Source organism: Pseudomonas sp. NY15181 (genome assembly GCF_048068055.1).
Taxonomy (GTDB): Bacteria; Pseudomonadota; Gammaproteobacteria; order Pseudomonadales; family Pseudomonadaceae; genus Pseudomonas.
The window spans coordinates 194,088-217,748 of sequence record NZ_JBLUPT010000006.1; the positions used below are offsets into that span (position 1 = coordinate 194,088).

Annotated in this window: 19 protein-coding genes; 3 read left to right on the top strand and 16 right to left on the bottom strand. The window is 65.6% G+C overall.

The genetic code is table 11. The features are described 5' to 3' along the window. Positions 1-59 precede the first annotated feature (59 nt). Positions 60-1,115: an OmpA family protein gene (locus ACNFBT_RS16210; protein WP_416750991.1), complete on the top strand. Its 1,056-nt coding sequence runs from the start codon at positions 60-62 to the stop codon at positions 1,113-1,115. Between the two features lie 69 nt (positions 1,116-1,184). Here ACNFBT_RS16210 and cobA read toward each other — a convergent pair whose 3' ends face one another. The 12 genes from cobA to acnB all read right to left on the bottom strand — a co-directional run bounded on the left by cobA (position 1,185) and on the right by acnB (position 17,977). Beyond that, positions 1,185-1,922, bottom strand: a complete 738-nt coding sequence (gene cobA / locus ACNFBT_RS16215; protein WP_416750992.1) for a uroporphyrinogen-III C-methyltransferase — start codon at positions 1,920-1,922, stop codon at positions 1,185-1,187. A 36-nt stretch (positions 1,923-1,958) separates the two neighbouring features. Then, the gene (locus tag ACNFBT_RS16220; RefSeq protein ID WP_416750994.1) at positions 1,959-4,673 is read right to left on the bottom strand and encodes a molybdopterin-dependent oxidoreductase; all 2,715 of its coding nucleotides are present in this window, start codon (positions 4,671-4,673) and stop codon (positions 1,959-1,961) included. 22 nt (positions 4,674-4,695) lie between these two features. Further along, positions 4,696-5,025, bottom strand: coding sequence for a nitrite reductase small subunit NirD (gene nirD, locus ACNFBT_RS16225; RefSeq protein WP_416750996.1), 330 nt, complete (start codon positions 5,023-5,025; stop codon positions 4,696-4,698). Between the two features lie 56 nt (positions 5,026-5,081). After that, positions 5,082-7,532, bottom strand: a complete 2,451-nt coding sequence (gene nirB, locus ACNFBT_RS16230; protein WP_416750998.1) for a nitrite reductase large subunit NirB — start codon at positions 7,530-7,532, stop codon at positions 5,082-5,084. Between the two features lie 274 nt (positions 7,533-7,806). Continuing rightward, complete coding sequence (locus ACNFBT_RS16235) at positions 7,807-9,477, bottom strand: protein kinase domain-containing protein (protein ID WP_416751000.1); 1,671 nt, start codon at positions 9,475-9,477, stop codon at positions 7,807-7,809. Positions 9,478-9,692: 215 nt separating this feature from the next. After that, positions 9,693-10,904, bottom strand: a complete 1,212-nt coding sequence (locus tag ACNFBT_RS16240; protein ID WP_416751002.1) for a nitrate/nitrite transporter — start codon at positions 10,902-10,904, stop codon at positions 9,693-9,695. Positions 10,905-11,222: 318 nt separating this feature from the next. Beyond that, positions 11,223-11,714 carry a cytochrome C gene (locus ACNFBT_RS16245; RefSeq protein WP_416751004.1) on the bottom strand — a complete coding sequence of 164 codons (492 nt, stop codon included), beginning with the start codon at positions 11,712-11,714 and terminating at the stop codon, positions 11,223-11,225. A 79-nt stretch (positions 11,715-11,793) separates the two neighbouring features. Then, entirely contained in the window at positions 11,794-12,222 is a 429-nt protein-coding gene (locus tag ACNFBT_RS16250; RefSeq protein WP_416751006.1) for a thioesterase family protein, read from the bottom strand. An 86-nt stretch (positions 12,223-12,308) separates the two neighbouring features. After that, positions 12,309-12,998, bottom strand: a complete 690-nt coding sequence (locus ACNFBT_RS16255; RefSeq protein ID WP_416751008.1) for a polysaccharide lyase family 7 protein — start codon at positions 12,996-12,998, stop codon at positions 12,309-12,311. Between the two features lie 208 nt (positions 12,999-13,206). After that, positions 13,207-13,785 (bottom strand): ANTAR domain-containing response regulator, encoded by a 579-nt coding sequence (locus tag ACNFBT_RS16260; RefSeq protein WP_416751010.1) that lies wholly within the window; start codon positions 13,783-13,785, stop codon positions 13,207-13,209. A 2-nt stretch (positions 13,786-13,787) separates the two neighbouring features. After that, positions 13,788-14,990, bottom strand: coding sequence for a CmpA/NrtA family ABC transporter substrate-binding protein (locus ACNFBT_RS16265; protein ID WP_416751011.1), 1,203 nt, complete (start codon positions 14,988-14,990; stop codon positions 13,788-13,790). Between the two features lie 377 nt (positions 14,991-15,367). Further along, complete coding sequence (gene acnB / locus ACNFBT_RS16270) at positions 15,368-17,977, bottom strand: bifunctional aconitate hydratase 2/2-methylisocitrate dehydratase (protein WP_416751013.1); 2,610 nt, start codon at positions 17,975-17,977, stop codon at positions 15,368-15,370. 430 nt (positions 17,978-18,407) lie between these two features. On the opposite strand from acnB, the gene ACNFBT_RS16275 reads away from it, so the two are divergent. After that, positions 18,408-18,884 (top strand): DUF1289 domain-containing protein, encoded by a 477-nt coding sequence (locus ACNFBT_RS16275; protein WP_416751015.1) that lies wholly within the window; start codon positions 18,408-18,410, stop codon positions 18,882-18,884. A 162-nt stretch (positions 18,885-19,046) separates the two neighbouring features. Here the strand turns inward: ACNFBT_RS16275 and ACNFBT_RS16280 are convergent, their stop codons facing one another. Next, positions 19,047-19,910 carry a universal stress protein gene (locus tag ACNFBT_RS16280; RefSeq protein ID WP_416751016.1) on the bottom strand — a complete coding sequence of 288 codons (864 nt, stop codon included), beginning with the start codon at positions 19,908-19,910 and terminating at the stop codon, positions 19,047-19,049. Positions 19,911-20,081: 171 nt separating this feature from the next. On the opposite strand from ACNFBT_RS16280, the gene ACNFBT_RS16285 reads away from it, so the two are divergent. After that, entirely contained in the window at positions 20,082-20,693 is a 612-nt protein-coding gene (locus tag ACNFBT_RS16285) for a tRNA-(ms[2]io[6]A)-hydroxylase (protein WP_416751018.1), read from the top strand. 159 nt (positions 20,694-20,852) lie between these two features. On the opposite strand, the gene ACNFBT_RS16290 is transcribed toward ACNFBT_RS16285, so the two are convergent. From ACNFBT_RS16290 to ACNFBT_RS16300, 3 genes are all read right to left on the bottom strand, one after another. Beyond that, positions 20,853-22,184 carry an SPFH domain-containing protein gene (locus ACNFBT_RS16290; RefSeq protein WP_416751020.1) on the bottom strand — a complete coding sequence of 444 codons (1,332 nt, stop codon included), beginning with the start codon at positions 22,182-22,184 and terminating at the stop codon, positions 20,853-20,855. Positions 22,185-22,307: 123 nt separating this feature from the next. After that, positions 22,308-23,030, bottom strand: coding sequence for a UDP-2,3-diacylglucosamine diphosphatase (lpxH, locus tag ACNFBT_RS16295; protein ID WP_416751022.1), 723 nt, complete (start codon positions 23,028-23,030; stop codon positions 22,308-22,310). A gap of 4 nt (positions 23,031-23,034) precedes the next feature. Beyond that, on the bottom strand, positions 23,035-23,541 hold the full coding sequence (locus ACNFBT_RS16300; RefSeq protein WP_416751024.1) for a peptidylprolyl isomerase: 507 nt from the start codon (positions 23,539-23,541) through the stop codon (positions 23,035-23,037). Between the last annotated feature and the right edge of the window lie 120 nt (positions 23,542-23,661).

A 23,661-nucleotide genomic window follows, 5' to 3' on the forward strand; every position in this document is an offset into this window, starting at 1 on the left:
CCAAGTTGTACGGCCTATGGCTTGACAACTTATTGACCACCAAGATGGGGATTTAACGGATGAAACTGAAGAACACCCTTGGCGTCGTTGTCGGCTCTGTAATCGCCGCCACCGCTGTAAACGCCTTTGCTCAAGGCCAGGGCGCGGTCGAGGTCGAGGCCTTCGGCAAGCGCTACTTCACCGACAGCACCCGCGATATGAAGAACGCGGACCTGTACGGCGGCTCGGTCGGCTACTTCCTGACCGACGACGTCGAACTGGCTCTGTCCTATGGTGAGTACCACGACGTTCGTGGCACCTACGAGACCGGCAACAAGAAGGTTCACGGCAACCTGAGCACTCTGGACGCCATCTACCACTTTGGCACTCCGGGTGCTGGCAACCTGCGTCCGTACGTGTCGGCAGGTATCGGCCACCAGAGCCTGACCAACATCCACGACGACAATGGCAGCCGTCAGAACCTGACCATGGCCATGATCGGTACCGGTCTGAAGTACTACTTCACCGAGAACTTCTACGCCAAAGCCAGCCTCGACGGCCAGTACGGCCTGGAGCAGCGTGACAACGGTCACCAGGGCGAGTGGATGGCTGGCCTGGGCGTCGGCATGAACTTCGGTGGTGGCAAAGCCGCCCCGGCTCCGGAGCCGGTTGCTGAAGTCTGCTCCGACTCCGACAACGACGGCGTTTGCGACAACGTTGACAAGTGCCCGAACACCCCGGCCAACGTCACCGTTGACGCCAACGGCTGCCCGGCTGTTGCTGAAGTCGTTCGCGTTCAGCTGGACGTGAAGTTCGACTTCGACAAGTCCAAGGTTAAAGAGAACAGCTACGCTGACATCAAGAACCTGGCTGACTTCATGAAGCAGTACCCGTCCACCTCCACCACCGTTGAAGGCCACACCGACTCCGTCGGCACCGACGCCTACAACCAGAAGCTGTCCGAGCGTCGTGCCAACGCCGTTCGTGACGTACTGGTCAACGAGTACGGTGTTGAAGGCGGCCGCGTAAACGCTGTTGGTTATGGTGAGAGCCGTCCGGTTGCTGACAACGCAACTGCCGAAGGCCGCGCTGTTAACCGCCGCGTAGAAGCCCAAGTAGAAGCCCAAGCCAAGTAATTGGTCTGAGCTCCTGAGAAAAACCCGGCCTAGGCCGGGTTTTTCTTTGCCTGCAGAAAAGCGCTTGGCTCAGGCGCTGCGGACCAGTGCGACCTGTTGCGCGGCGGCGGCCACCTCGCCAATCACCAGAATTGCCGGGCTTTTCAGGGCGAAACGTTGTGCATCGTCGAGCATGTCCTTCAACAGGCTGCGGTACTCGCGTTGGCTGGGCAGGGAAGCGTTTTCGATCATCGCCACCGGCATGTCGGTGCACATTCCGCCGTCCAGCAGGCCGTCGCGGATTTCCGCCAGCTTCGCCACGCCCATGTACACCACCAGCGTCGTGCCGCCTTCGGCCAGGCCGCGCCAGTTCAGGGGGCTGTCGTCCTGGGTGTGGGCGGTCACCAGGGTCACGCCCCGGCTCACGCCACGCAGGGTCAGCGGGATGCGACACTGAGTCGCAGCTGCCAGTCCGGCGGTAATCCCGTTCACCAGTTCGCACTCGATACCCCGCGCGCCGAGCCAGTCGGCTTCCTCGCCGCCACGCCCGAAGATGCACGGATCGCCACCTTTCAGGCGCGCCACGCATCGCCCCTGGCGGGCATAGCGCAGCATCAGCCGATGGATGAAATCCTGCGGGGTGGAGCGGCAGCCGCCGCGCTTGCCGACGGAAATCACCCGGGCCGATGGGCAATGTTCCAGCATCGCCGGATTGACCAGATCATCGATCAGGACCACCTCGGCCTGTGCCAGGACACGTACCGCCTTGAGGGTCAGCAGCTCCGGATCACCCGGGCCTGCGCCGATCAGCCAGACTTTTCCACTCATATCCATCTCCTCGGGCTACCGTCTACGCGGCTCGATTCAGGCCGTCGCGGCCAGCGGGTGCCGGGCCAGCAGACGTTTGATTTCCGGTACGCAGGAGCCGCAGGCGGTCCCGCACTTGAGTTCGCATTTGAGGCCGTCCAGGTCCAGGCCCTTGTCGATGCCGGCCTGGATGCGGCTCTGGCTGACGTTCAGGCAGTTGCACAGAGTCTTGTCCGACGCGGTGCCGGCCTTGCCCGGCGCCGCGCTGAGCGGGGCGAGCAGCCACCGGCGCAGTTCCTGGTCGGCGCGGCCTTCCTTCCACAGTTCGCGGAGCCAGGCGCGGGCGGCGGTTTCCCCCGCCAGGCGCAGCGAAACGATGCGCGATTGCTCAATGCGCACGCGCTTGCCGACCGAGAGGCGGGGATCGTCGTAAGCCATGACCGGCCCCTCGTTGAGATCGAGCAGCGCATCGATGGCAGCCAGCCATTCCGCGCTAGGCGCCTCAACGTGTGCGGCGCGGATCACCAGGGCCGGACGCTCGCGGCCGGTGGGGCTGAAGCTGGCGTAGCGCAGGTCTTCGAACAGCGGGCGCAGGGCATCGAAGCGCGACTGCAGGTCACCTTCCACCAGGGCGAAGAACTGCCAGGGCAGCTCGATGCGGCTGACCTCCACGGTGGCGTGCTTGAGTTCGGGCTGACGCGACAGTGGGTCAACGGCTGGCAGGGTGAGGACATTGATGCCCAGTCCCTTGAGGAAACGATCGCCCCAGTGCATGGGCAGGAAGGCCTGCCCGGGGCGCAGGCGGTCGTCTGCCTGCACCGGCAGCACCAGTGCGCCGCGCCGGCTGTGCAGGCGCACCAGTTGGCCGTCGCTGATGCGGCGGCGGCGTAGTTCGTCCGGATGCAGGCCCAGCACGGCCTCTTCGACGTGGCCGAACAACTGCGGCGCCGTGCCGGTACGGGTCATGCCGTGCCACTGATCGCGCAGGCGGCCGGTGTTGAGGATCAGGGGATAGCGCGCATCGCGCTTTTCCTTGGGGGCGCGGTAGGGCTCGGCGATCAGCTTGGCGCGACCATTGGCCGTGGGGAATTGCCCGTCGCTGTAGAGGCGCTCGGTGCCCTGGGCAGTGTCCGAAGGGAGCGGCCACTGTTGCGGGCCACGGCTGTCCAGCAGCGCGTAGCTGATACCGGAGAGATCAAGATCGCGCTCACGGGTCAGCAACTTGTATTCATCGAACAGCGCGGACGGCGAATCGAAATCGAACAGGCTGGTTTCACCAGGCCGCAGACGCTGTTCCAGGCGACGGGCAAAGTCGCAGACGATGTTCCAGTCCGCCCGCGCCTCGCCGATGGCGGGAATGGCCGGGCGCACATGGCTGATGCGCCGTTCGGAGTTGGTCACCGTGCCTTCCTTCTCGCCCCAGCTGGCGGCAGGCAGCAGCAGGTCGGCGTACTGGCAAGTTTCGCTGGTGGTAAAGGCTTCCTGAACGATGACGAAAGGGCAGGTAGCCAGGGCTTCGCGTATGCGGGTCTGGTCGGGCAGGGATTGCGCCGGGTTGGTGCAGGCGATCCACAGGGCCTTGATGCGGCCGTCGCGCACGGCGTCGAACAGCTCGATGGCGCTCAGGCCGGGGGTCTCCGGCAACTGCTCGACGCCCCAGTAGGTGGCGACTTCGGCGCGGTGCTCGGCATTGCCGGCCTCGCGATGTCCTGGCAGCAGATTGGACAGGCTGCCGGTCTCGCGGCCGCCCATGGCGTTGGGCTGGCCGGTGAGGGAGAAGGGGCCGGCGCCGGGGCGGCCGATCTGTCCGGTGGCCAGGTGCAGGTTGATCAGAGCGCTGTTCTTGGCGCTGCCGGCGGTGGACTGGTTGAGGCCCATGCACCAAAGCGACAGGAAGGACGGGGCCTGGCCGATCCACTGCGCGGCGCGTTGCAGGTCATCCACGGCGATGCCGCAGATTTCCGCCACGGCCAGCGGGCCGTAGTCGCGCACCAGGGCTTTCAGTTCATCCAGGCCTTCGGTGTGGGCGTCGATGAAGGCGCGGTCGATCCAGCCCTCCCACAGCAGGATGTGCAGGATGCCGTGGAACAGCGCGACGTCGGTACCGGGCAGGATGGCCAGGTGCAGGTCGGCCGCCTCAGTGGTGTCGGTAACGCGCGGGTCGATGACGATCAGCTTCATCTCCGGGCGTCGCGCGCGGGCTTCTTCCAGGCGGCGGAACAGTACCGGGTGGGCGTAGGCCATGTTGCTGCCGGCGATCATCACGCAATCGGCCAGTTCGATGTCCTCGTAGCTGCAGGGCGGGGCGTCGGCGCCGAGGCTGCGCTTGTAGCCCACTACCGCCGAGGACATGCACAGCCGCGAATTGCTGTCGATGTTGTTGGTGCCGACCAGGGCGCGGGCGAGCTTGTTGAAGGCGTAGTAATCCTCGGTCAGCAACTGCCCTGAGACATAGAAGGCCACGCTGTCCGGTCCGTGCTCGCGGAGGGTTTCGGCGAAGACGCCGGCCGCATGTTCCAGCGCGGTGTTCCAGTCCGTGCGGCTGCGCGCCAGGCCCTTGCCCAGGCGCAGCTCCGGGAACTGCGCGCGGGCGGCGGCATCGCCGGTCAGGTGCAGGGTCGAGCCCTTGCTGCACAGGCTGCCGAAGTTGGCCGGATGGGCCGGATCGCCCTGTACGCCCAGGATGCGCTCGTCGTCGTGCTCGATCAGTACGCCGCAGCCCACCCCGCAGTAGCAGCAGGTGGATGCGGTAGTGCGACGGTTCGGGTTCATGGCTCGGCCTCGCTCCTCTGACTCAGGCGCAATTGGCCACGGGCGCGCGAATGGCCAGCAGCACGCGTCCATCCTCGACCTTCACGTCGTGGCGATGGGCGCAGCCCTGGTCTGGGGCGACGGCTTCGCCGCTGGCCAGCTCGATCTGCCAGTTGTGCAGCGGGCAGGCCACGCGCTTGCCGTAGATGAGGCCCTGGGACAGCGGACCGCCCTTGTGCGGGCAGCGGTCGTCGAGGGCGAAGACCTCGTCGTCAGAGGTGCGGAAGATCGCGATGTCGCCTTGGGGGCCGGCGATGACGCGGGAGCCCAGCGGGTTGATGTCGTCCAGGGCGCAGATGTCGAACCAGTTCATGGGGTGTCTCCAGCATTCGGATGGGAAGGGCCCCGATGGCGAGGCCCGGCGGGCAGTCAGGCGGTTTCCAGTTGCTTGAGCGGAATCCGTTCGAATTCCTTCTTCAGCGGCTGCTGGGCGATGCGCTCCTGCCACGGGTCCTGTTCCAGGGACAGGGAGAACTGCAGGCGCGCGTTGAGCGCCTTGCGGTTTTCCGCGTCTTCCAGCACGGCCTTCTTGATGCGCTCCATGCCGACCCGTTGCAGGTAGTGCACGGTGCGTTCGAGGTAGAAGGCTTCCTCGCGGTAGAGCTGGAGGAAGGCGCCGCTGTACTCGCGCACTTCGTCCGAGGTCTTGAGCTTGACGAAGAACTCCGCCACCTCGGTCTTGATCCCGCCGTTGCCGCCGATGTACAGCTCCCAGCCCGAATCCACGCCGATGATGCCGATGTCCTTGATGCCGGCCTCGGCGCAGTTGCGCGGGCAGCCGGAGACCGCCAGCTTGACCTTGTGCGGCGACCACATGTTGAACAGGTCGTGCTCCAGGTCGATGCCCAACTGGGTCGAGTTCTGCGTGCCGAAGCGGCAGAACTCGCTGCCCACGCAGGTCTTCACGGTGCGGATGGACTTGCCGTAGGCGTGGCCGGAGGGCATGTCCAGCTCCTTCCAGATCGCCGGCAGGTCGTCCTTTCTGATGCCCAGCAGGTCGATGCGCTGGCCGCCGGTGACCTTCACCATCGGCACCTGGTACTTGTCGGCGACGTCGGCGATGCGCCGCAGCTCGGCGGCATTGGTCACGCCGCCCCACATGCGCGGGACCACCGAGTAGGTGCCGTCCTTCTGGATGTTGGCGTGGGCGCGTTCGTTGATCAGGCGCGACTGCGGGTCGTCCTTGGCTTCGCCCGGCCAGGTGGAGATCAGGTAGTAGTTGAGCGCCGGGCGGCAGGTGGCGCAGCCGTCCGGGGTGCGCCAGTCCATGAAGCGCATGGCATCGCTCAGGGTAATCAGGTGATGGTCGCGGATCGCCTGGCGCACCTGGCCGTGATTGAGGTCGCTGCAGCCGCAGATGGCTTTCTCGCTCTTGGGCTTCACGTCCGCCGCGCCGCCCACGGTGCTGATCAGGATCTGCTCCACCAGCCCTGCGCAGGAGCCGCAGGAGCTTGCGGCCTTGGTGTGCTTCTTCACCTCGTCGACGCTGAACAGGCCGTTCTCCTGGATCGCCTTGACGATGGTGCCCTTGCACACGCCGTTGCAGCCGCAGACTTCGGCGCTGTCGGGCATGTTCGCCGCGCTGCTCTGGCCCTGGTGGCCGACGTCGCCGAGGCTGCTCTCGCCGAACATCAGGTGGTCGCGGATCTCGGCGACGTTGTGGTTCTCGCGGATCTGCCGGAAGTACCAGCCGCCGTCCGCGGTGTCGCCGTAGAGGCAGGCGCCGACCAGCACGTCGTCCTTGATCACCAGCTTCTTGTACACGCCGCCGATGGGGTCGGAGAGGGTGATGGTCTCGGTGCCTTCGCCCCCCATGAACTGGCCGGCGGAGAACAGGTCGATGCCGGTGACCTTGAGCTTGGTGGAGGTCACCGAGCCCTGGTAACGGGCGAAGCCGAGCATGGCCAGGTGGTTGGCGCAGACCTTGGCCTGCTCGAACAGCGGCGCCACCAGGCCGTAGGCGATGCCGCGGTGGCTGGCGCATTCGCCCAGGGCGTAGATGCGCGGGTCATAGGTCTGCAGGGTGTCGTTGACCAGGATGCCCCGGTTGCAGGGCAGGCCGGTCTTTTCCGCCAGTTCGGTGTTGGGGCGGATGCCGGCGGCCATCACCACCAGGTCGGCGGCGATCACTTCACCGTCCTTGAAGCGGATGGCGCAGACCCGGCCGCTGCCGTCGTCGATCAACTCCTCGGTCTGGGTGTTCAGGCGGAAATGGATGCCGCGGGCTTCCAGCGCGCCTTGCAACAGCTTGCCGGCGGTACGGTCCAGCTGGCGTTCCAGCAGCCAGTCGGAGAGGTGCACCACGGTGACGTCCATGCCGCGCAGCTTGAGGCCGTTGGCCGCTTCCAGGCCGAGCAGGCCGCCGCCGATGACCACCGCGTGGCTGTGGCTGCCGGCGGTGTTGATCATGGTCTGGGTGTCGGCGATGTCGCGGTATCCGATCACGCCCTCCAGGCGATTGCCTGGTACCGGCAGGATGAAGGGGTTGGAGCCGGTGGCGATCAGCAGGCGGTCGTACTCGGCCTCGCTGCCGTCTTCGGCGTAGACCTTGCGGCGATGGCGGTCGATGCGGGTGACCTTGCGGTTGAGCAGCAGGCGAATGCCGTTCTCGCTGTACCAGTTGAGGTCGTTGAGGACGATGTCCTCGAAGGCCTGCTCGCCGGCCAGCACGGGGGAGAGCAGGATGCGGTTGTAGTTGGGGTGGGGTTCTGCGCCGAACACGGTGATGTCGTAGAGGTCCGGGGCGATCTTCAGCAGTTCTTCCAGGGTGCGCACACCGGCCATGCCGTTGCCGATCAATACGAGCTTGAGCTTTTTCATGTCAGGGCTCCGCGTCACGGAAAAATCACGCATAAACAAAAAAGGCGTCCCGCCGGTTACCCAGCGAGGACGCCTTTGTCCAAGTCCCGATCGATCGGGAAGTGCGAGCCTCTTCGTTGAGGGACGCGCTTTTGTAGATTGTTGTCAGGGCTATTGCAGAGGCTGTGCCAACTTGTCCGGGGCCCGGATTTCCGGGCCTTGCGGTCGATTCGGAGGATTTTCCGGGCGGGCACGTGCACTGCGGTGAAGCGTTTCGAACCGATCTGGTGCGACCTCAGCCGTGGTGCAGCAGCCAGAACAGCAGCGCCAGGTTGATCGCCAGCGAGGCCAGCGCGACCCCGCGCCAGACCCGCAGCGGCTCGCGTTCCAGCAGTGGGCGCGGACGGGCCGGGGCCTGGCGTTCCCCCTGTTCCAGGGCCAGCAGGCATTCCTCGGCGGTTTCGAAGCGCTGCTGTGGCTGGGCGGCGGTCAGGCGGGCCAGCCAGTCGTCCAGCCAGGCCGGCACGTCCGGTCGATAGCGACTGGCCGGCGCCGGCGCGCCGAAGCGCGGATGCTGGAAGGCTTCGATCTCGCCGTAGGGGTAATGGCCGCAAAGCAGGCGGTAGAGCGTGACACCGGCGGCGTAGAGGTCCTGGCGGGCGTCCGGCGCTGCGCCCTGGAACGCCTCGGGTGCCAGGTAGCTGGGTGTGCCGGGGAGGTCGTGCGGGTCTTCCCGTGACAGTCCAGGGCAATAAGCCAGGCCGAAGTCCAGCAGGCGCAGCTCGCCGTCGTTGGCCCAGTGCAGGTTCTCCGGCTTGATGTCGCGGTGCAGGATGTTGCGCCGGTGCAGCTGGCCGAGCCCGCGTAGCAGGCGATGGGCGATGTCCAGCCAGTCTGGGAGGGGGAGCGGGCCGTTGAGCTTGAGGTGTTCGGCGAGGGTCTGGCCCGGGTACTCGCGCATCACGTAGTACAGGTGCTGGCGCTGCGGCAGGCTGTGCAGTTCGGGGAAATAGCGGCCCTGCACGCGGCGCAGGAACCATTCCTCCAACAGCAGCGCCTGGGCGGCCTCGGGGGAATCGTGCTGGGCCGGTGGCAGCGTTTTCAGCAGCCAGGGGCGGCCCTGGCGGTCGCGGACGCGGTAGATCAGTGACTGGCGCGATTGCGCCAGCCGGCCTTCGACCTCCCAGCCTTCGAACTCCTGCTCGTCCCTCAAGGCGGGCGGCGCGGGCCAGTGGTCGAGCTGGGCGAGGGCATCGCCGAGGCTGGCCGGCGGCAGTTCGTCCACGCGCAGCAGCAGGGCGCTGGCGTTGTCCTGGCTGCCGGCGAGGTGCGCGGCGTTGACCAGGGCGTCGGCGCAACTCTCGAGGCTTTGCGCGTCTTCCAGCAGGCGCTGGATACCGCTGTCGCCCAAGGTCGCCCAGACGCCGTCGCTGACCAGCAGGAAGCATTGCCCGGCTTCCAGCTCGCCGTCGCGGTAATCCACCACCAGATGCTGGTCGAGCCCCAGCGCGCGCTTGAGCACGTGCTGCATGCCGGGTTGTTCCCAGACATGGTCCTGGGTCAGGCATTCCAGAAGTCCCGCGTGCCAGCGGTACAGGCGGCAATCGCCGACGTGGGCGAGAGTGAAGCGCCGTCCGCGCAGGACCAGCGCGCTCAGGGTGGTGAGCAGCGGCTGGCCGCCGCCGTTGGCTTGCAGCCAGCGGTTCTGCGAGATCAGCAGGCGGTCGAGGGCCTGGGCGACGGCCCAGGTCTCGGGGGTGGCGTAGTAGTCGGCGGCCAGCGCCTGGAGCGTCAGCCGCGCGGCCAGGCCGCCGTCGGCGCAGTGGCTGACGCCGTCGGCGATGGCGAACAGGTGCCCCTTGCTTGCGGCCAGTCCTGCGGGCGGGGTGACCACCCGCAGGGCATCCTGGTTCTCGTCGCGCGGGCCGGTGGCGCTGGCCTGGGCGAAGCTCAGGGTCAGGCTCATGTCCGGCTCCTGTGGGATGGATTTGCGCTAGGGGCGGCCCTCACCCTAACCCTCTCCCAGAGGGAGAGGGGACCGTTCGGTGCAAGGTGAACCCATGGCGTCAGCCGGCACGGGCGGCTCCCTCTCCTTGGGGAGAGCGGTAAGCAGGTGCACGGATTTTCCGTAGAAAGACAGTTGCTCCTGCAAAAATTGCGTGCCGCTGCAAAGGGCATAGCCTAAACCCGCGCCGCGGTGACGGCCGCGCTGCCCCAGGTGGTGCGCCAACGGAGCTTCACCCCGTGCAGGCCGAACCAGGCCAGCACGCCGAGGCTGGCGAACAGCCACAGGCCGAGCTGGTAGTCACCAGTGGCCTGCTTGATCGCGCCCAGGCCCGCGGTCAGGCAGAAACCGCCGATGCCGCCGGCCATGCCGATCAGGCCGGTCATCACGCCGATGGTCTGGCGGAAACGCTGCGGCACCAACTGGAATACCGCGCCATTGCCCGCGCCGAGGCTGAGCATGGCGACCACGAAAAGGCTCAGCGCCGCCACCGCGCTGGGCAGGTGGAAGCCCACGGCGGCGATGCAGATCGAGGCGACGGTGTACATCACCAGCAGGCTGCGGATGCCGCCGATGCGGTCGGCCAGGGCGCCGCCCAGCGGGCGCATCAGGCTGCCGGCGAAGACGCAGGCGGCGGTGTAGTAGCCGGCTTTCACCGGGTCCAGGCCGTACTGGTCGTGGAAGTAGCCGGGCAGGGTGCTGGCCAGGCCCAGGAAGCCGCCGAAGGTCACGCTGTAGAAGAACATGAACCACCAACTGTCGCGGTCGCCCAGCGCCTTCAGGTAGTCGCCCACGGCTTTCGGCGCGGGGCGCTCCGGTGCATTGCGGGCGAGCAGGGCGAACACCAGCAGAGTCGCCAGCAGGGGAATCAGCGCAAAGCCGAAGACGTTCTGCCAGCCGAAGGCCGCGGCGATGGTCGGAGCGAACAGGGCGGTCAGCACGGTGCCGGAGTTACCCGCACCGGCGATGCCCATGGCCTTGCCCTGGTGCTGCGGCGGGTACCACTGCGAAGCCAGCGGCAGCGCCACGGCGAAGGAGGCGCCGGCCATGCCCAGCAGCACGCCGAGGATCATCGCCTGTTCCAGGCTGTGGATGCCCAGCCGCCAGGCGCCGAACAGGGCGCAGATAACGATGGCCTGGCCAAGGATGCCGGCGGCCTTGGGCGACCAGCGATCTGCCAGCAGGCCCATGAGAAAGCGCAGGATGGCGCCGGAGAGGATCGGCGTGGCGACCATCAGCGCACGCTGCTGCGTGGTCAGTTGCAGGTCGGTGGCGATCTGCACCGCCAGTGGGCCGAGGACGTACCAGACCATGAAGCTCAGGTCGAAATAGAGGAAGGCGGCAAAGAGGGTCGGCGCATGGCCGGCTTTCCAGAAACTCGTGTTCATCGAACACCTCATCAGCAACGGTTGAGGAGCCCGGTCGTGCGCCACGCGGCAGCCGCCGGGTTCGAGAAGGTCGTGGGCCCCTGCGCCGGGGCAAACAAAAAAGGCGTCGCTCCACCCACCGCACGGTGCGGGTGTGGATGCGACGCCTTTGTCGTAGTCGGGTAATCGCCGTTGATTACCATCAGCCTGCCTACAGCAAGGCGCGGGCCAAGAGTGAAAAGTCGCGGCGAACCAAGGGGTTAGAGGAAGTCGTGAAGTGTGGGCTGTACCACAACGGGGCGCTCGCGGTCAGGGCGTGCTCCCCGTTGGGGCGATGGCTCAGGAAGGTGGCGGAGAGGGGAAGACGACGGCCGGCCCCTTGGGGGCACTGCCCGGCGGCAGGTAGGCGGGAGCGACCTGTCCGGCCGGCCCCAGCTGGCGGATGTAGCGGTAGATCCCGCGCAGATCGTCCTCGCTCATCACGCGCAATATATGGGAGGGCATGGGCGGGCGGAAATTCGCCTGCCGCGCCGTGGCCAGCCACTGCTCCTCGCTGCGGTCCTGCATGTACAGGCGCAGATTGGCGGGGTAGGTGGTGCCCCAGGGGCCGCTCCAGCCCAGCTGGTCACCGGTAAGCCAGGCGCTTTCCGGGACTTTCTCGGGGGCCATGGCGTAGCCGGGGGTGTGGCAATCGTTGCAGCCGGCGATCTGGACCAGATAGCGGCCGCGTTGCAGGGAGTCGGTGTCCGCCGCCGGGCTGGGCGTGGACAGGGTCAGGATAGGCAGGCACAGACAGCCGGACAGCGCGCCCACCCGAAGGAAGGACGGCATTGGGAGTTCTCCTCTGATGTCGGTTTGGTTTACGGCTCCAGAGGTATAGCGCGTTGCCAGCATCCCTGCCCGGCGAGGTTCAGGCGATCCAGTTCACATTGGGGAATGCGTCACGAAACGCTTCGGGAATGGGCGCGACCTTGCCGATCTGGTAGTCGAAGAACACGAAGCCGGACTTGGCCATGGCCACCAGGGTGCCGTCCGCCGGGCGGGTGATGCGGAAGATGATGTCGCCACCGTACTTGTTGAAGTCCATGACGCCGACTTCGAACAGCAACTGGTCGCGGGCATGGGCTTCGGCGCGGTAGGTGGTGGCCAGGTCGGTGACGATGATGCCGGACTCGCGGATGCCGTAGTCGAACAGGAAACGCGCGCGGGCCTCTGAAATCATCGAGATCATCGAGTCGTTGCCCAGGTGGTTGGCGCCGTTGATGTCGGTGACGCGCACGGTCAGCTTGGTGGTGTAGATGAAGAGTTCTTCGGGGAATTCCAGTTTCAGGCGGGCCATGGGGCGCTCTCGGATCGCTGAGAATGCGCCATTGTACGGGGCCCGCCGCCGGTTTCGCAGTGCCATAGGCGGGCTGAATGGACGCGTCAGTGCGTCAGGTTGACATGGTAGAAGGTCACGCGGCCGCCTTCGTCGTCGGTGCCCTTGTTGTCGCTGATGTAGGCGCCGGCCTTGAAGTAGAGCAGCTGTTTGCTCCAGGTCGTACTCAGGGCCTGCCCGTAGTACTTCTGCTCGCCATCGGAGGTTTCGGCGCGCAGACCCAGCTGGCCGCTGGAGGTCACGCGCAGGCTGTAGGTCACGCGCTCGTTCAGGCGCACGTCCTTGAGCAACGGGATGTTCTTGCTGACCGTGTCGGTGGGGTGGTTGCGCACCAGGGCTTCGATGCTGCCGGTCTGGGTGTCGGGGTGGTAGTAGTACTGCAGCTTCACCAGCGGCTCGCCGTCGCCGCTGGTGGGCGATTTGCTGTGGATCTGGCCGATGATGATCTTGTTCTGCGAGGGGACGCGGCCGACGCTCAGGGTGGCGCGCAGCTCGTTGTCGCCGCCGGTGTAGTACCAGTTGTAGATGCTGCCGTCGCGCTTGGTTTCGCGCAGCTCGGTACGCGGGTAGGTGCTGTCTTCGGTGTGGGAGCCGTTGACCGGTACCCAGAACACGATGCTGTCGCCATCGCGCTTGAAGTAGCTGCTCTGGTAGCCATTCAACAGTTGCTGGGTGGTGATTTCGGTGGGGCGGGGGTCGTTGGGGATGGTCAGGTTCCAGGTGGAAAGGTCGATCATGCTGTCTCGCTCGCGAAGGGGTCGGATGCGACCGGCGGGTTCCTGGCCAGCAGGCCGCACTGCGGACTTCCATGGTCGTGCAATGGAAGCGAGGGCGCCGCACTAGATCTGGCGCGGCGCGCGGAGGATACGCAGTGGCCGCGCGGGCGGGGGCCAGCAGGCGGGCTGGCGATCTGATCGCGGGATGCCGCCGCTGGCAGATGGCCTGTCAGTGCCCGAGCATCTCGTGCATTGCAATGATCTGCTCGGCCACCTGCACCAGCTTCTGCTGGCGCCCCATGGCCTGGCGGCGCATCAGGGTATAGGCCTCTTCCTCAGGGCAGCCCTTCATCTTCATCAGCAGCCCCTTGGCCAGTTCGATGCGCTTGCGCTCGGCCAGTTGCTGGTCGCGGGCCAGCAGTTGCGCCCGCAGCGCCTGGTCGCTTTCGAAGCGCGCCATGGCGACGTCGAGGATCGGTTGCAGGCGCTGGGCCTGGATGCCTTCGACTATGTAGGCGCTGACCCCCGAGCGGATGGCCTGGCGCATCACCTGCGGGTTGTGCTCGTCGGTGAACATGACGATGGGGCGCGGCTGGTCGCGGCTGACCAGCACCACCTGCTCCATCACGTCGCGGCCGGGGGATTCGGTGTCGATGAGGATCACATCCGGGCGCAGGGCTTCCACGCGTTGCGCCAGGTCGACGGTGAGACCGGATTCGTCGACCACGTCGAAGCCGGATTCCACCAGCGCTGCCTTGAGGCGCCCGACCTTCTTCGGGGTGTCGTTGATCAGCAAGACGCGCAGCATGCTCAACCTCGCTCCATCAGGGCGTTCAATTCGAAGCTGTGGGCATAGCCGGCCGGATCGCTGCCGTCCCAGGTGCGGCCGTCGATCAGCGTCGAGCGGCGCATGTCGGCGCTCGGCACAGCGACGCCCACGGCTTCGGCGGCCTGGCGGTACAGGGCGAGCTGTTGCACCTGGCGGGCGATGCCCAGGTAGTCGACGTCTTCGCGCAGCAGGCCCCAGCGGCGGAACTGGGTCATGAACCACATGCCGTCGGACAGCCAGGGGAAGTTGGCCTGGCCGCCGTCGAAGAAGCGCAGTGGATGGGCATCCTGCCAGGCGTGGCCGAGGCCGTCCTGGTAGCGGCCGAGCAGGCGTGGCTCGATGCTGGAGAGCGGCGCGTCGACATACTCCTGGCCGCTGATCAGCTGTGCCGCACCGCGCAGGTTGTCCTCGCTGGCCTCGATGAAGCGGCTGGCATCGAGGATGCTCATCACCAGGGCGCGGGCGGTGTTGGGGTATTGCTCGACGAAGGCGCGGGTGGTGCCCAGCACCTTTTCCGGGTGGTCCGGCCAGATCTGCTGGCTGGTCGCCAGGGTGAAGCCCAGGCCTTCATCCACCGCCAGCGCGCCCCAGGGGCCGCCGGCGCAGAAGCCGTCGATGCGCCCAGCCTTCAGGTGTTCCACCATCTGTGCCGGCGGCACCACCAGCGAGCGCACGTCGCGCAGCGGGTGGATGCCGTGGCTGGCCAGCCAGTAGTACAGCCAGAGTGCGTGGGTGCCGGTGGGGAAGGTGTGCGCCAGGGTCAGCGGCGCACCGTTGTGGCGCGCATGCTGGCGGAGTGCTTCAGCGCAGGTCACGCCGTCGCGCATCAGTGGTGCGGAAAGATTGATCGACTGGCCGTTCTGGCACAGCCCCATGAGCACGGCCATCTCGGTGGCGGGGGCGCCGCCCAGGCCGAGCTGCATGCCGTAGATCAGGCCGTAGAGCCCCTGCGCCGCGTCCAGTTCGCCGCTGAGCAGGCGATCGCGCAGGCCGGCCCAGGAGCTTTGCCGCTGCAGGTTGAGGGTCAGGCCGTAGGGTTGGGCGAAGCCCTGGGTGGCGGCGACCACCAGGGACGCGGAGTCGGTGAGGGCCATGAAGCCCAGGTTCAGTGCGCTCTTTTCCGGGGCGTCGGAGCCGGCGACCCAGGCCAGGCTGTCCGGGCGGCCGCTTGTGCTGTCGATCATTTCCACCTCTGAAGGCAAAGGGCGCCGCTCCACCAGCCGTCGCTGGGCGGGGAGGCGACGTCATCGTCTTTCAGGGCCCGACGTTGGGCTGCCTGTTGCTGGGCGTACAGCAAGGCGTGTGCCAGATGCGGCGGAAAAAACAAGCCCCGCCGCAAGGGCGGGGCTCAGAGGAAGGGAGCGCACCTCTGGAGGGTTCCATCAAGGGCACCTGAGCACGGATATGGGCAGGGCCTGCTGACACCTTAGACAGGCGGGCCGCAGGCGCAACGGTCAATAAGTATTAGCCCCATCGTGAGTAGCGGTGCGGGCCGCTCTGTTTCGGGCGCTGCAAAAGAAAAGCCCCGCACGGGGCGGGGCTTTTCATCACGCTAGGAGTCTCAGACCTGGACGGCCGGGATCTTCGCGTTGGCTGCAGCTTCGCGGAACTCGGCGATCTGGTCGAAGCTCAGGTAGCGGTAGATATCGGCAGACATGCTGTCGATGTCCTTCGCGTAGGCCATGTACTCCTCGACGGTCGGCAGCTTGCCGATGATCGAAGCGACAGCGGCCAGCTCGGCGGATGCCAGGAACACGTCGGTGGCGTCGCCCAGGCGGTTCGGGAAGTTACGGGTCGAGGTGGAGACCACGGTCGAACCGGTCTGTACGCGAGCCTGGTTACCCATGCACAGCGAGCAGCCCGGCATTTCCATGCGCGCGCCAGCCTTGCCGTAGATGCCGTAGTAGCCTTCCTCGGTCAGCTGGTGGGCGTCCATCTTGGTCGGCGGAGCCAGCCACAGACGGGTCGGAATGCCACCCTTGACCTTGTCCAGCAGTTTGCCGGCAGCGCGGAAGTGACCGATGTTGGTCATGCAGGAACCGATGAAGACTTCATCGATCTTGCGGCCTTCGACGCTGGACAGCAGACGAGCGTCGTCCGGGTCGTTCGGAGCGCAGAGTACCGGCTCCTTGACGTCGGCCAGGTCGATCTCGATGACCGCGGCGTACTCGGCGTCCTTGTCGGCTTCCAGCAACTGCGGGTTGGCCAGCCAGGCTTCCATCGCTTGCGCGCGGCGCTCCAGGGTGCGGGCGTCGCCGTAGCCTTCGCCGATCATCCAGCGCAGCAGGGTGATGTTGGACTTCAGGTACTCGGCGATGGCCTCTTCCGGCAGCTTGATGGTGCAACCGGCAGCCGAACGCTCGGCGGAGGCGTCGGACAGCTCGAAGGCTTGTTCGACGGTCAGGTCGTTCAGACCTTCGATCTCGAGGATGCGGCCGGAGAAGATGTTCTTCTTGCCCTTCTTCTCGACGGTCAGCAGGCCGGCCTGGATGGCGTAGTAGGGGATGGCATGGACCAGGTCACGCAGGGTGATGCCCGGTTGCAGCTTGCCCTTGAAACGCACCAGAACCGATTCCGGCATGTCCAGCGGCATGACGCCGGTGGCAGCGGCGAAGGCGACCAGGCCGGAACCGGCCGGGAAGCTGATGCCGATCGGGAAGCGGGTGTGCGAGTCGCCGCCGGTGCCGACGGTGTCGGGCAGCAGCATGCGGTTCAGCCAGCTGTGGATGATGCCGTCGCCCGGACGCAGGGAGACACCGCCGCGGGTCATGATGAAGTCCGGCAGGGTGTGGTGGGTCTTGACGTCGATCGGCTTCGGATAAGCGGCGGTGTGGCAGAAGGACTGCATCACCAGGTCGGCGGAGAAGCCCAGGCAAGCCAGGTCTTTCAGCTCGTCGCGGGTCATCGGGCCGGTGGTGTCCTGGGAACCGACGGTGGTCATCTTCGGTTCGCAGTAGGTGCCCGGACGCACGCCCTGGCCTTCGGCCAGGCCGCAAGCACGGCCAACCATCTTCTGGGCGAGGGTGAAGCCCTTGCCGCTGTCGGCCGGCGCTTCCGGCTTCTTGAACAGGTCGGAGGCGCTCAGACCCAGCTCGGCGCGGGCCTTCTCGGTCAGGCCACGGCCAACGATCAGCGGGATACGGCCGCCGGCGCGGACTTCGTCCAGCAGAACCGGGGTCTTCAGCTCGAAGGTGGTGACCACTTCGCCGCTGTCATGACGCACGACCTTGCCTTCGTACGGGTACACGTCGATGACGTCGCCCATGGCCAGGTTGGTGCAGTCGAATTCGATCGGCAGGGCGCCGGCGTCTTCCATGGTGTTGTAGAAGATCGGGGCGATCTTGGTGCCGAAGCAGAAGCCGCCGGCACGCTTGTTCGGAACGTAAGGGATGTCGTCGCCGAAGAACCACAGCACCGAGTTGGTGGCGGACTTACGGGACGAACCGGTGCCGACCACGTCACCGACGTAGGCGACCGGGAAGCCTTTGGCTTTAACGGCTTCGATCTGCTTCAGCGGACCGACGGCGCCCGGCTGGACCGGCTCAATGCCGTCGCGGGCCATTTTCAGCATGGCCAGGGCGTGCAGCGGGATGTCGGGGCGCGACCAGGCGTCCGGAGCGGGGGACAGGTCGTCGGTGTTGGTTTCGCCGGGGACCTTGAACACGGTCAGGGTCAGCTTCTCGGCGACGGCCGGCTTGGCCTTGAACCACTCGCCATCGGCCCAGGACTGCAGCACGGCCTTGGCGGCGGCGTTGCCTTTCTTGGCGCGCTCAGCGACGTCGTGGAAGGCGTCGAACATCAGCAGGGTGTGCTTGAGTTGCTCGGCGGCGACTCCGGCCAGCTCGGCGCTGTCCAGCAGCTCGACCATGGTGGCGATGTTGTAGCCGCCCTGCATGGTGCCCAGCAGCTCAACGGCGCGGGATTTGGAGATCAGCGGGGAAGTGGCTTCGCCCTTGGCGATGGCGGAGAGGAAACCGGCCTTGACGTAGGCGGCTTCGTCGACGCCCGGCGGCACGCGGTTGGTGATCAGATCGAGGAGGAATTCTTCTTCGCCGGCCGGCGGGTTCTTCAGGAGTTCGACCAGACCAGCGGTCTGCTCGGCGTTCAGCGGCTGGGGCACGACGCCCTGGGCGGCACGCTCTTCTACGTGTTTGCGGTAGGCTTCAAGCACAGTTTTTCCCTCATCAGTGGTCCCGGAGGACGCGTATCCAGGAGACCCTTCCGATCCATTCGTCAGGCATGGTGGACGGTAATCCACTGACCTACGACGGCACCGGCGATCTCCGGGCAGAAGCTGTTTTCAAAGTTTTACGCCGGTGTGGCCAGGGACTGATGGGCCTGAACGCTTGAGGGGAGCGCCCAGGCCGCGCGGCTGCCGGAATCTGTGCTTCGTGACGCTTTGAAAACAGCTTCTTTCGGACAATGACGCCAAAAAGGCGAAAGGATTCTAATGGAAAAAAACGGTGTTGGTAAGCCGATTTGCTACCCCCGCAAGGGTGATATCGCCTAGACAAAGGTCGCGTCCGACGACACGGCAATGCGGTTTGCGGGGAAGCCCCCTCGGACACTAATATGCCGCTTTGCCCGCTACGCCTTCCGTCATGTCTTCTTCGCGCATCAAAACTCCCTGTGTCGGGCTCTGCTCGACGGTCTACGGCGACCTGGTCTGCCGTGGCTGCAAGCGTTTCCACCATGAAGTGGTGCACTGGAACGGCTATAGCGACGAGGAGAAACGCTCGGTGCTGAGCCGTCTGGAGGTCCTGCTGACCCAGGTGATGATGGCCAAGCTGGAGGTCTTCGACCCGCAGCGCCTGCGTGCGCAACTGGAGCAGCGGCAGATTCGCTTCGTTCCCGACCAGTCTCCCTATTGCTGGGCCTACCAGCTGATCGCCCGCGGCTCGCGGATGATCAACCAGGTGGAGGCCTATGGCCTGGCGCTGCTGCCGGAATTCCGCGACTGGCCGCTGCCGGAGTTGCGCGACGCCATCGACAGGGAATTCTTCATCCTCTCCGAGGCGCACTACGAGCGTTACATCGCGCCGCGCTTCCTGGCCGAGGGTATGGAGTCGCGGGTCTGAAGTTGTCTGGATGAAAAAAGCCGCCCGATGGGCGGCTTTTTTTGTGGGGGATTTGTAGGCGCGAGCTTGCTCGCGAACCGCCCAGCGCCTCAGTTGCCGGAAAATGGTTCGCGAGCAAGCTCGCTCCTACACGTCGTCATTGCGACCACTGGCGGAGTCCCGTCAGGTCTGTGCGGCGAGTTCTTCCAGATGGGCGATGATGTCGTCCGGCTTGAGCACCAGAACGTCGCTTTCCAGCGCATCCAGCACCACCTCGGCAGTGTTGCCGATCAGCGCGCCGGAGAAGCCGGTACGGGCCACGCTGCCGATCACCGTGACGGCAGCCGTCAGGTTGTGCGCCGCGCGCGGGATGAGTATGTCGGCCGGACCCTCCTCGATGTGCAGGTGGTCGTTGTCGACGCCGTACTCGGCCTGGAACGCCCGACAGGCCTCGCGGTACTTCGCTTCGATGGTTTCGCTGAGCTGGAAGGTCGGGTCGGCGGCCGACAGCATGGGGGAGGGATGGGCGCTGATCACGTGCAGCTCGCCGTGGGCCAGCCCGGCAATGTCGTATGCGTGACTGACGATGCCGGCGTGCAGGGTGCGGTGTTCGGTGTCGCTGTTGCCCACGTCCACCGCCGCGAGGATGTTGCGCCCGGCCCAGGGCTGGTTGGTTTTCACCAGCAGCACGGGGGAGGGGCAGTGGCGCAGCAGTTTCCAGTCGTCCGGGGTCAGCAGCGCCTTCTTCAGGGGGTTGTCGGGGGTGTGCTGCTTGATCACCAGGCCGCAGCCTTCGGCCTGCTGTTCGGCGATGATGGTCTGGTGCAGGCCGTCCTTCCAGGCCTGCCGGCTGGAAGCGCTGAAGCCTTCCTCGCGCAGCCCCTGAGTGATCTCTTCGAGGGCCGCGCTCAAGTCGCCGCGCTTCTCGCAGGCCAGCAGATGCAGGTGGGACTGGGTGACGCTGGCGATCAGGCGGGCCCGTTTCAGGGCGAGACCGTCCGGCTGGTCGGGGTCCACGACTACGAGGATGCTACGGATGGCTTGCATGATCGTCTCCCTTCGTGCGCGTTGTTTATGTGGAACAACTGTAGTCGGGATATCGTCGTCATGACGTTGAGGCATATCAAGGGCGGGTGCTGGTTCCGCGCGGCGGCATTCGTATAATGCCCCGCATTTATGACACCGGCCAGCCGGTGGAACGCTTCATTGGAGTTGAACATGTTGTCTGAAATCAGGGATTTCCTCGGTTGTGCCACGCCGGATGCGTGGGTGGAAGCCGCGCTGCGGGATCAGGCGGTGATGCTGATCGACCACAAGAACAACGAGTTCAAGGCCGCCAGCACGGCCCTGGCCCTGATCGCCAAGTACAGCGCCCACGAGGAGCTGGTGAACTTCATGTCGCGCCTGGCCCGCGAGGAGCTGCGCCACCACGAGCAGGTGCTGGCGATCCTGAAGAAGCGCGGCATTCCGCTGCGGCCGATCTCCGCCAGCCGCTACGCCTCCGGCCTGCGCTCCGTGGTGCGCAATCATGAACCGCACAAGCTGGTGGATACCCTGATCGTCGGCGCCTTCATCGAATGCCGCAGCTGCGAGCGTTTTGCTGCGCTGGTGGATCATCTGGATGCGGATCTGGCCAAGTTCTACGGCTCGTTGCTCAAGTCCGAGGCGCGGCATTTCCAGGGTTACCTGAGCCTGGCGCGCCGTTATGGCGACGATGCCGACATCGATCGCCGGGTGATCGAGATTCGCGAGGTCGAGGCCGAGCTGATCCGCTCGCCGGACAGCGAATTCCGCTTCCATAGCGGTGTGCCCAGCGAGCTGGCGGCCTGACCTGCCCGCCAGAATGAAAAAAGCGCCCTGATGGGCGCTTTTTCTTTGCTGCTTTTTTGTAGGAGCGAGCATGCTCGCGAACCGCCTCAGCATCGGAGGTGGCCGGGAAGTTTGTTCGCGAGCAAGCTCGCTCCTACAGGTTGGGATTCCGATTCAGGCTCAGTCCTTCACCTTCAGGTCCAGCGCCAGATCGCGCGCTGCCTTGGTGGCCAGTACGCCCATCAACTGGCCGATTTCGTCCTGGCGGCTGCTGGCCCCGGTCGGACCGCCCGCCATCATCACGTTGGGCACCGGCGCCTGGGCGGCAGCCTCGGCCCATACCTTGTTGATGGCGATCAGGGCGTCGAGCTTGGGCTGCAGCGCGCCGTCCGCCTTGATCACCGCTTCACGGGCGTAGGCGTCGGCATCGGCGGTGATCTTGGTGGCCTGGGCGGTCACGGCGGCCTTGTCGCGCAACAGTTCGGCGGTCTGTTTCTCGATCTCGGCGCGCTGCTTTTCGCGCTCGGCATTGATCACAGCCAGTTGCTTGTCGGTTTCCGCCTGGGTGGTGCGCTCGATCTGGTCGCGCAGGGTCTCCTGGCGCTTGGCTTCCACTTCCTTCTCGCCACGGGCGGTGACCAGCAGCTTCTCTTCCTCTTCCTTCAGGCGGTTCTGACGGGCGACGGCCAGCTCGGCCAGGGCCTGTTGCACCTTGACCATGCGCTGCTTGTACTGCGGGTTGGGGTCGACGTTGGTGATGCGCGCTTCCACCACTTCCACGCCGAACTTGCGGAATTGCTGCTGCTTGCGCACCGGAATGCCCTTGGCGTCGGTGACTTTCTCGGTGACGAACTGGCTGGCGTTGTTGTCGCCGAAGCTGCCCTGTTCGGTGCCGGCCTGGAGGATGGCGGTCTGGTGGGGCAGGGCGCCGCGCGGGCCGCGGACTTCCTTGCGCTTGATCAGGTACAGGCCGTCATTGAGCTGGTTTTCGAACTCCGCGGCGAATTCGCTGCGGGCGCCGGCGTAGTAATCGTCGGCGGTCATCAGCGAGGCAGTGGCCTGCAGGGTTTCCTTGATCGCCGGGACCAGTGCTGTGCGGATGAAGTTGTCCGGGTTGCGGTATTCCTGGGCCATCTTCAGGAACTGGTCGCCGCCGGGCAGGCGGAAGCGCGCCGAGGATTCGACCTTGGCATCGACGTTGCCGAGGAAGACGATCGGGAAGGCCTCGATGGTGGCGCCCAGGGCGTCGTTGTCCGGATTGTTGTCGTTCTCGTCCATGGCCAGCACGGACTGCACGCTGATGGCCTTCTTCCAGGTGGTGGCGCGGCCGAACCACTTGGTGGCGTAGCCCACGTCGTCGACGATCTTCTCGTCGCCGAAGATGGTGCGCACGTGGGTCATGTAGCCGGCTTCGTTATAGAAGAAGATCCCGTTGAACAGGATGAAGCCGGCGGCGGCCACCGCCAGGGGTGCGGCGGCATATTTGATGAGACTTTCCTTGGATGGCAGCATGGTTCTTCCTTGAATGAGCAGAGCGGCGATGCTGCGTAAGGCCATGCCTGTCGGTCAAGGGGAAACGTCTGATAGTGCAGGGCGGGTTGCTCCGAACGGCCGCTCGGAGCGTGGCCGGAAATTTCAGAGCGGAAAGGGCGCCTGCTGAAACCCCTGGTCGTCGGCTTCCAGGGCCCAGCCCTGGCGGTCCCAGTCGCCGAGGACGATGCGTCGGGCGGCCCGCCCGTCGATCTCCAGGTCGTGCACGGCGGGGCGATGGGTGTGGCCATGAATCAGGATGCGCACGCCCTTGTCGCGCATGATGCGCTCCACTTCCGCGGGGGTGACGTCGACGATCTCGCTGGCTTTCATGCTGGTCTGCGCACGGCTTTCCTTGCGCAGCTTGCGCGCCAGCTTGTGGCGAGTGGCCAGTGGCAGGTTGCGCAGGATGAACAGGGTCAGCGGGTTGCGCAGCCAGCGGCGCAGCTTCATGTAGGCCGCGTCCAAGGTACACAGGCTGTCGCCGTGCATCAGCAGGACTTTTTCGCCGCCCAGGTCGATAAGGCTCGGATCGCGCAACAGGGTACACCCCGCTTCGCGGCAGAACGCCTTGCCGATCAGAAAGTCGCGATTGCCGTGCATCAGGTAGATGCGCGTGCCGCTGTCGGAAAGCTCCCGCAGGGCGCGGGCGATGGAGTGCTGGAACTCGTCCATGCCGTCGTCGCCGATCCAGGCTTCGAAGAAGTCGCCGAGGATGTACAGCGCTTGGGCTGTGCGTGCGCGGGTGGCCAGGAAATGCAAGAACGCCCGGGTGATGTCCGGGCGTTCCGCTTCGAGATGCAGGTCCGAGATGAACAGGACGCTCATCGACTCACTCGCCGAGGATTTCGGCTTTCTCGATGATCACGTCGTCGGCCGGTACGTCCTGGTGGCCTGCGCGCATGGTGGTGGCCACGCCCTTGATCTTGTTGACCACGTCCATGCCGTCCTTCACCTGGCCGAACACGCAGTAGCCCCAGCCCTGCACGGTCGGCGCGCTGTGGTTGAGGAAGTCGTTGTCGGCAACGTTGATGAAGAACTGCGCGCTGGCCGAGTGCGGCTCCATGGTGCGGGCCATGGCGACGGTGCCGATCTTGTTGCCCACGCCGTTGTTGGCTTCGTTCTTGATCGGCTTGTTGGTGCTCTTCTGCTTCATGCCCGGCTCGAAACCGCCGCCCTGGATCATGAAGTTGTTGATCACACGGTGGAAAACGGTGTTGTCGTAATGGCCGGCCTTCACGTACTCCTTGAAGTTGGCCACGGTTTCCGGCGCCTTGTCGTCGAAGAGTTCGAGGGTGATATCGCCGAAGTTGGTCTGCAGTTTGACGGTGGTAGTCATCAGGGAATTCCGCTGGTTGGAAAAATCGAAGGCCTGTCAGGGGGTTGACAGCTTCGGCTATGATAAGCGCTTTGGTTTGGCTGGCCTACCCTGGCCGAACACCAGCATGATCAAGGACAC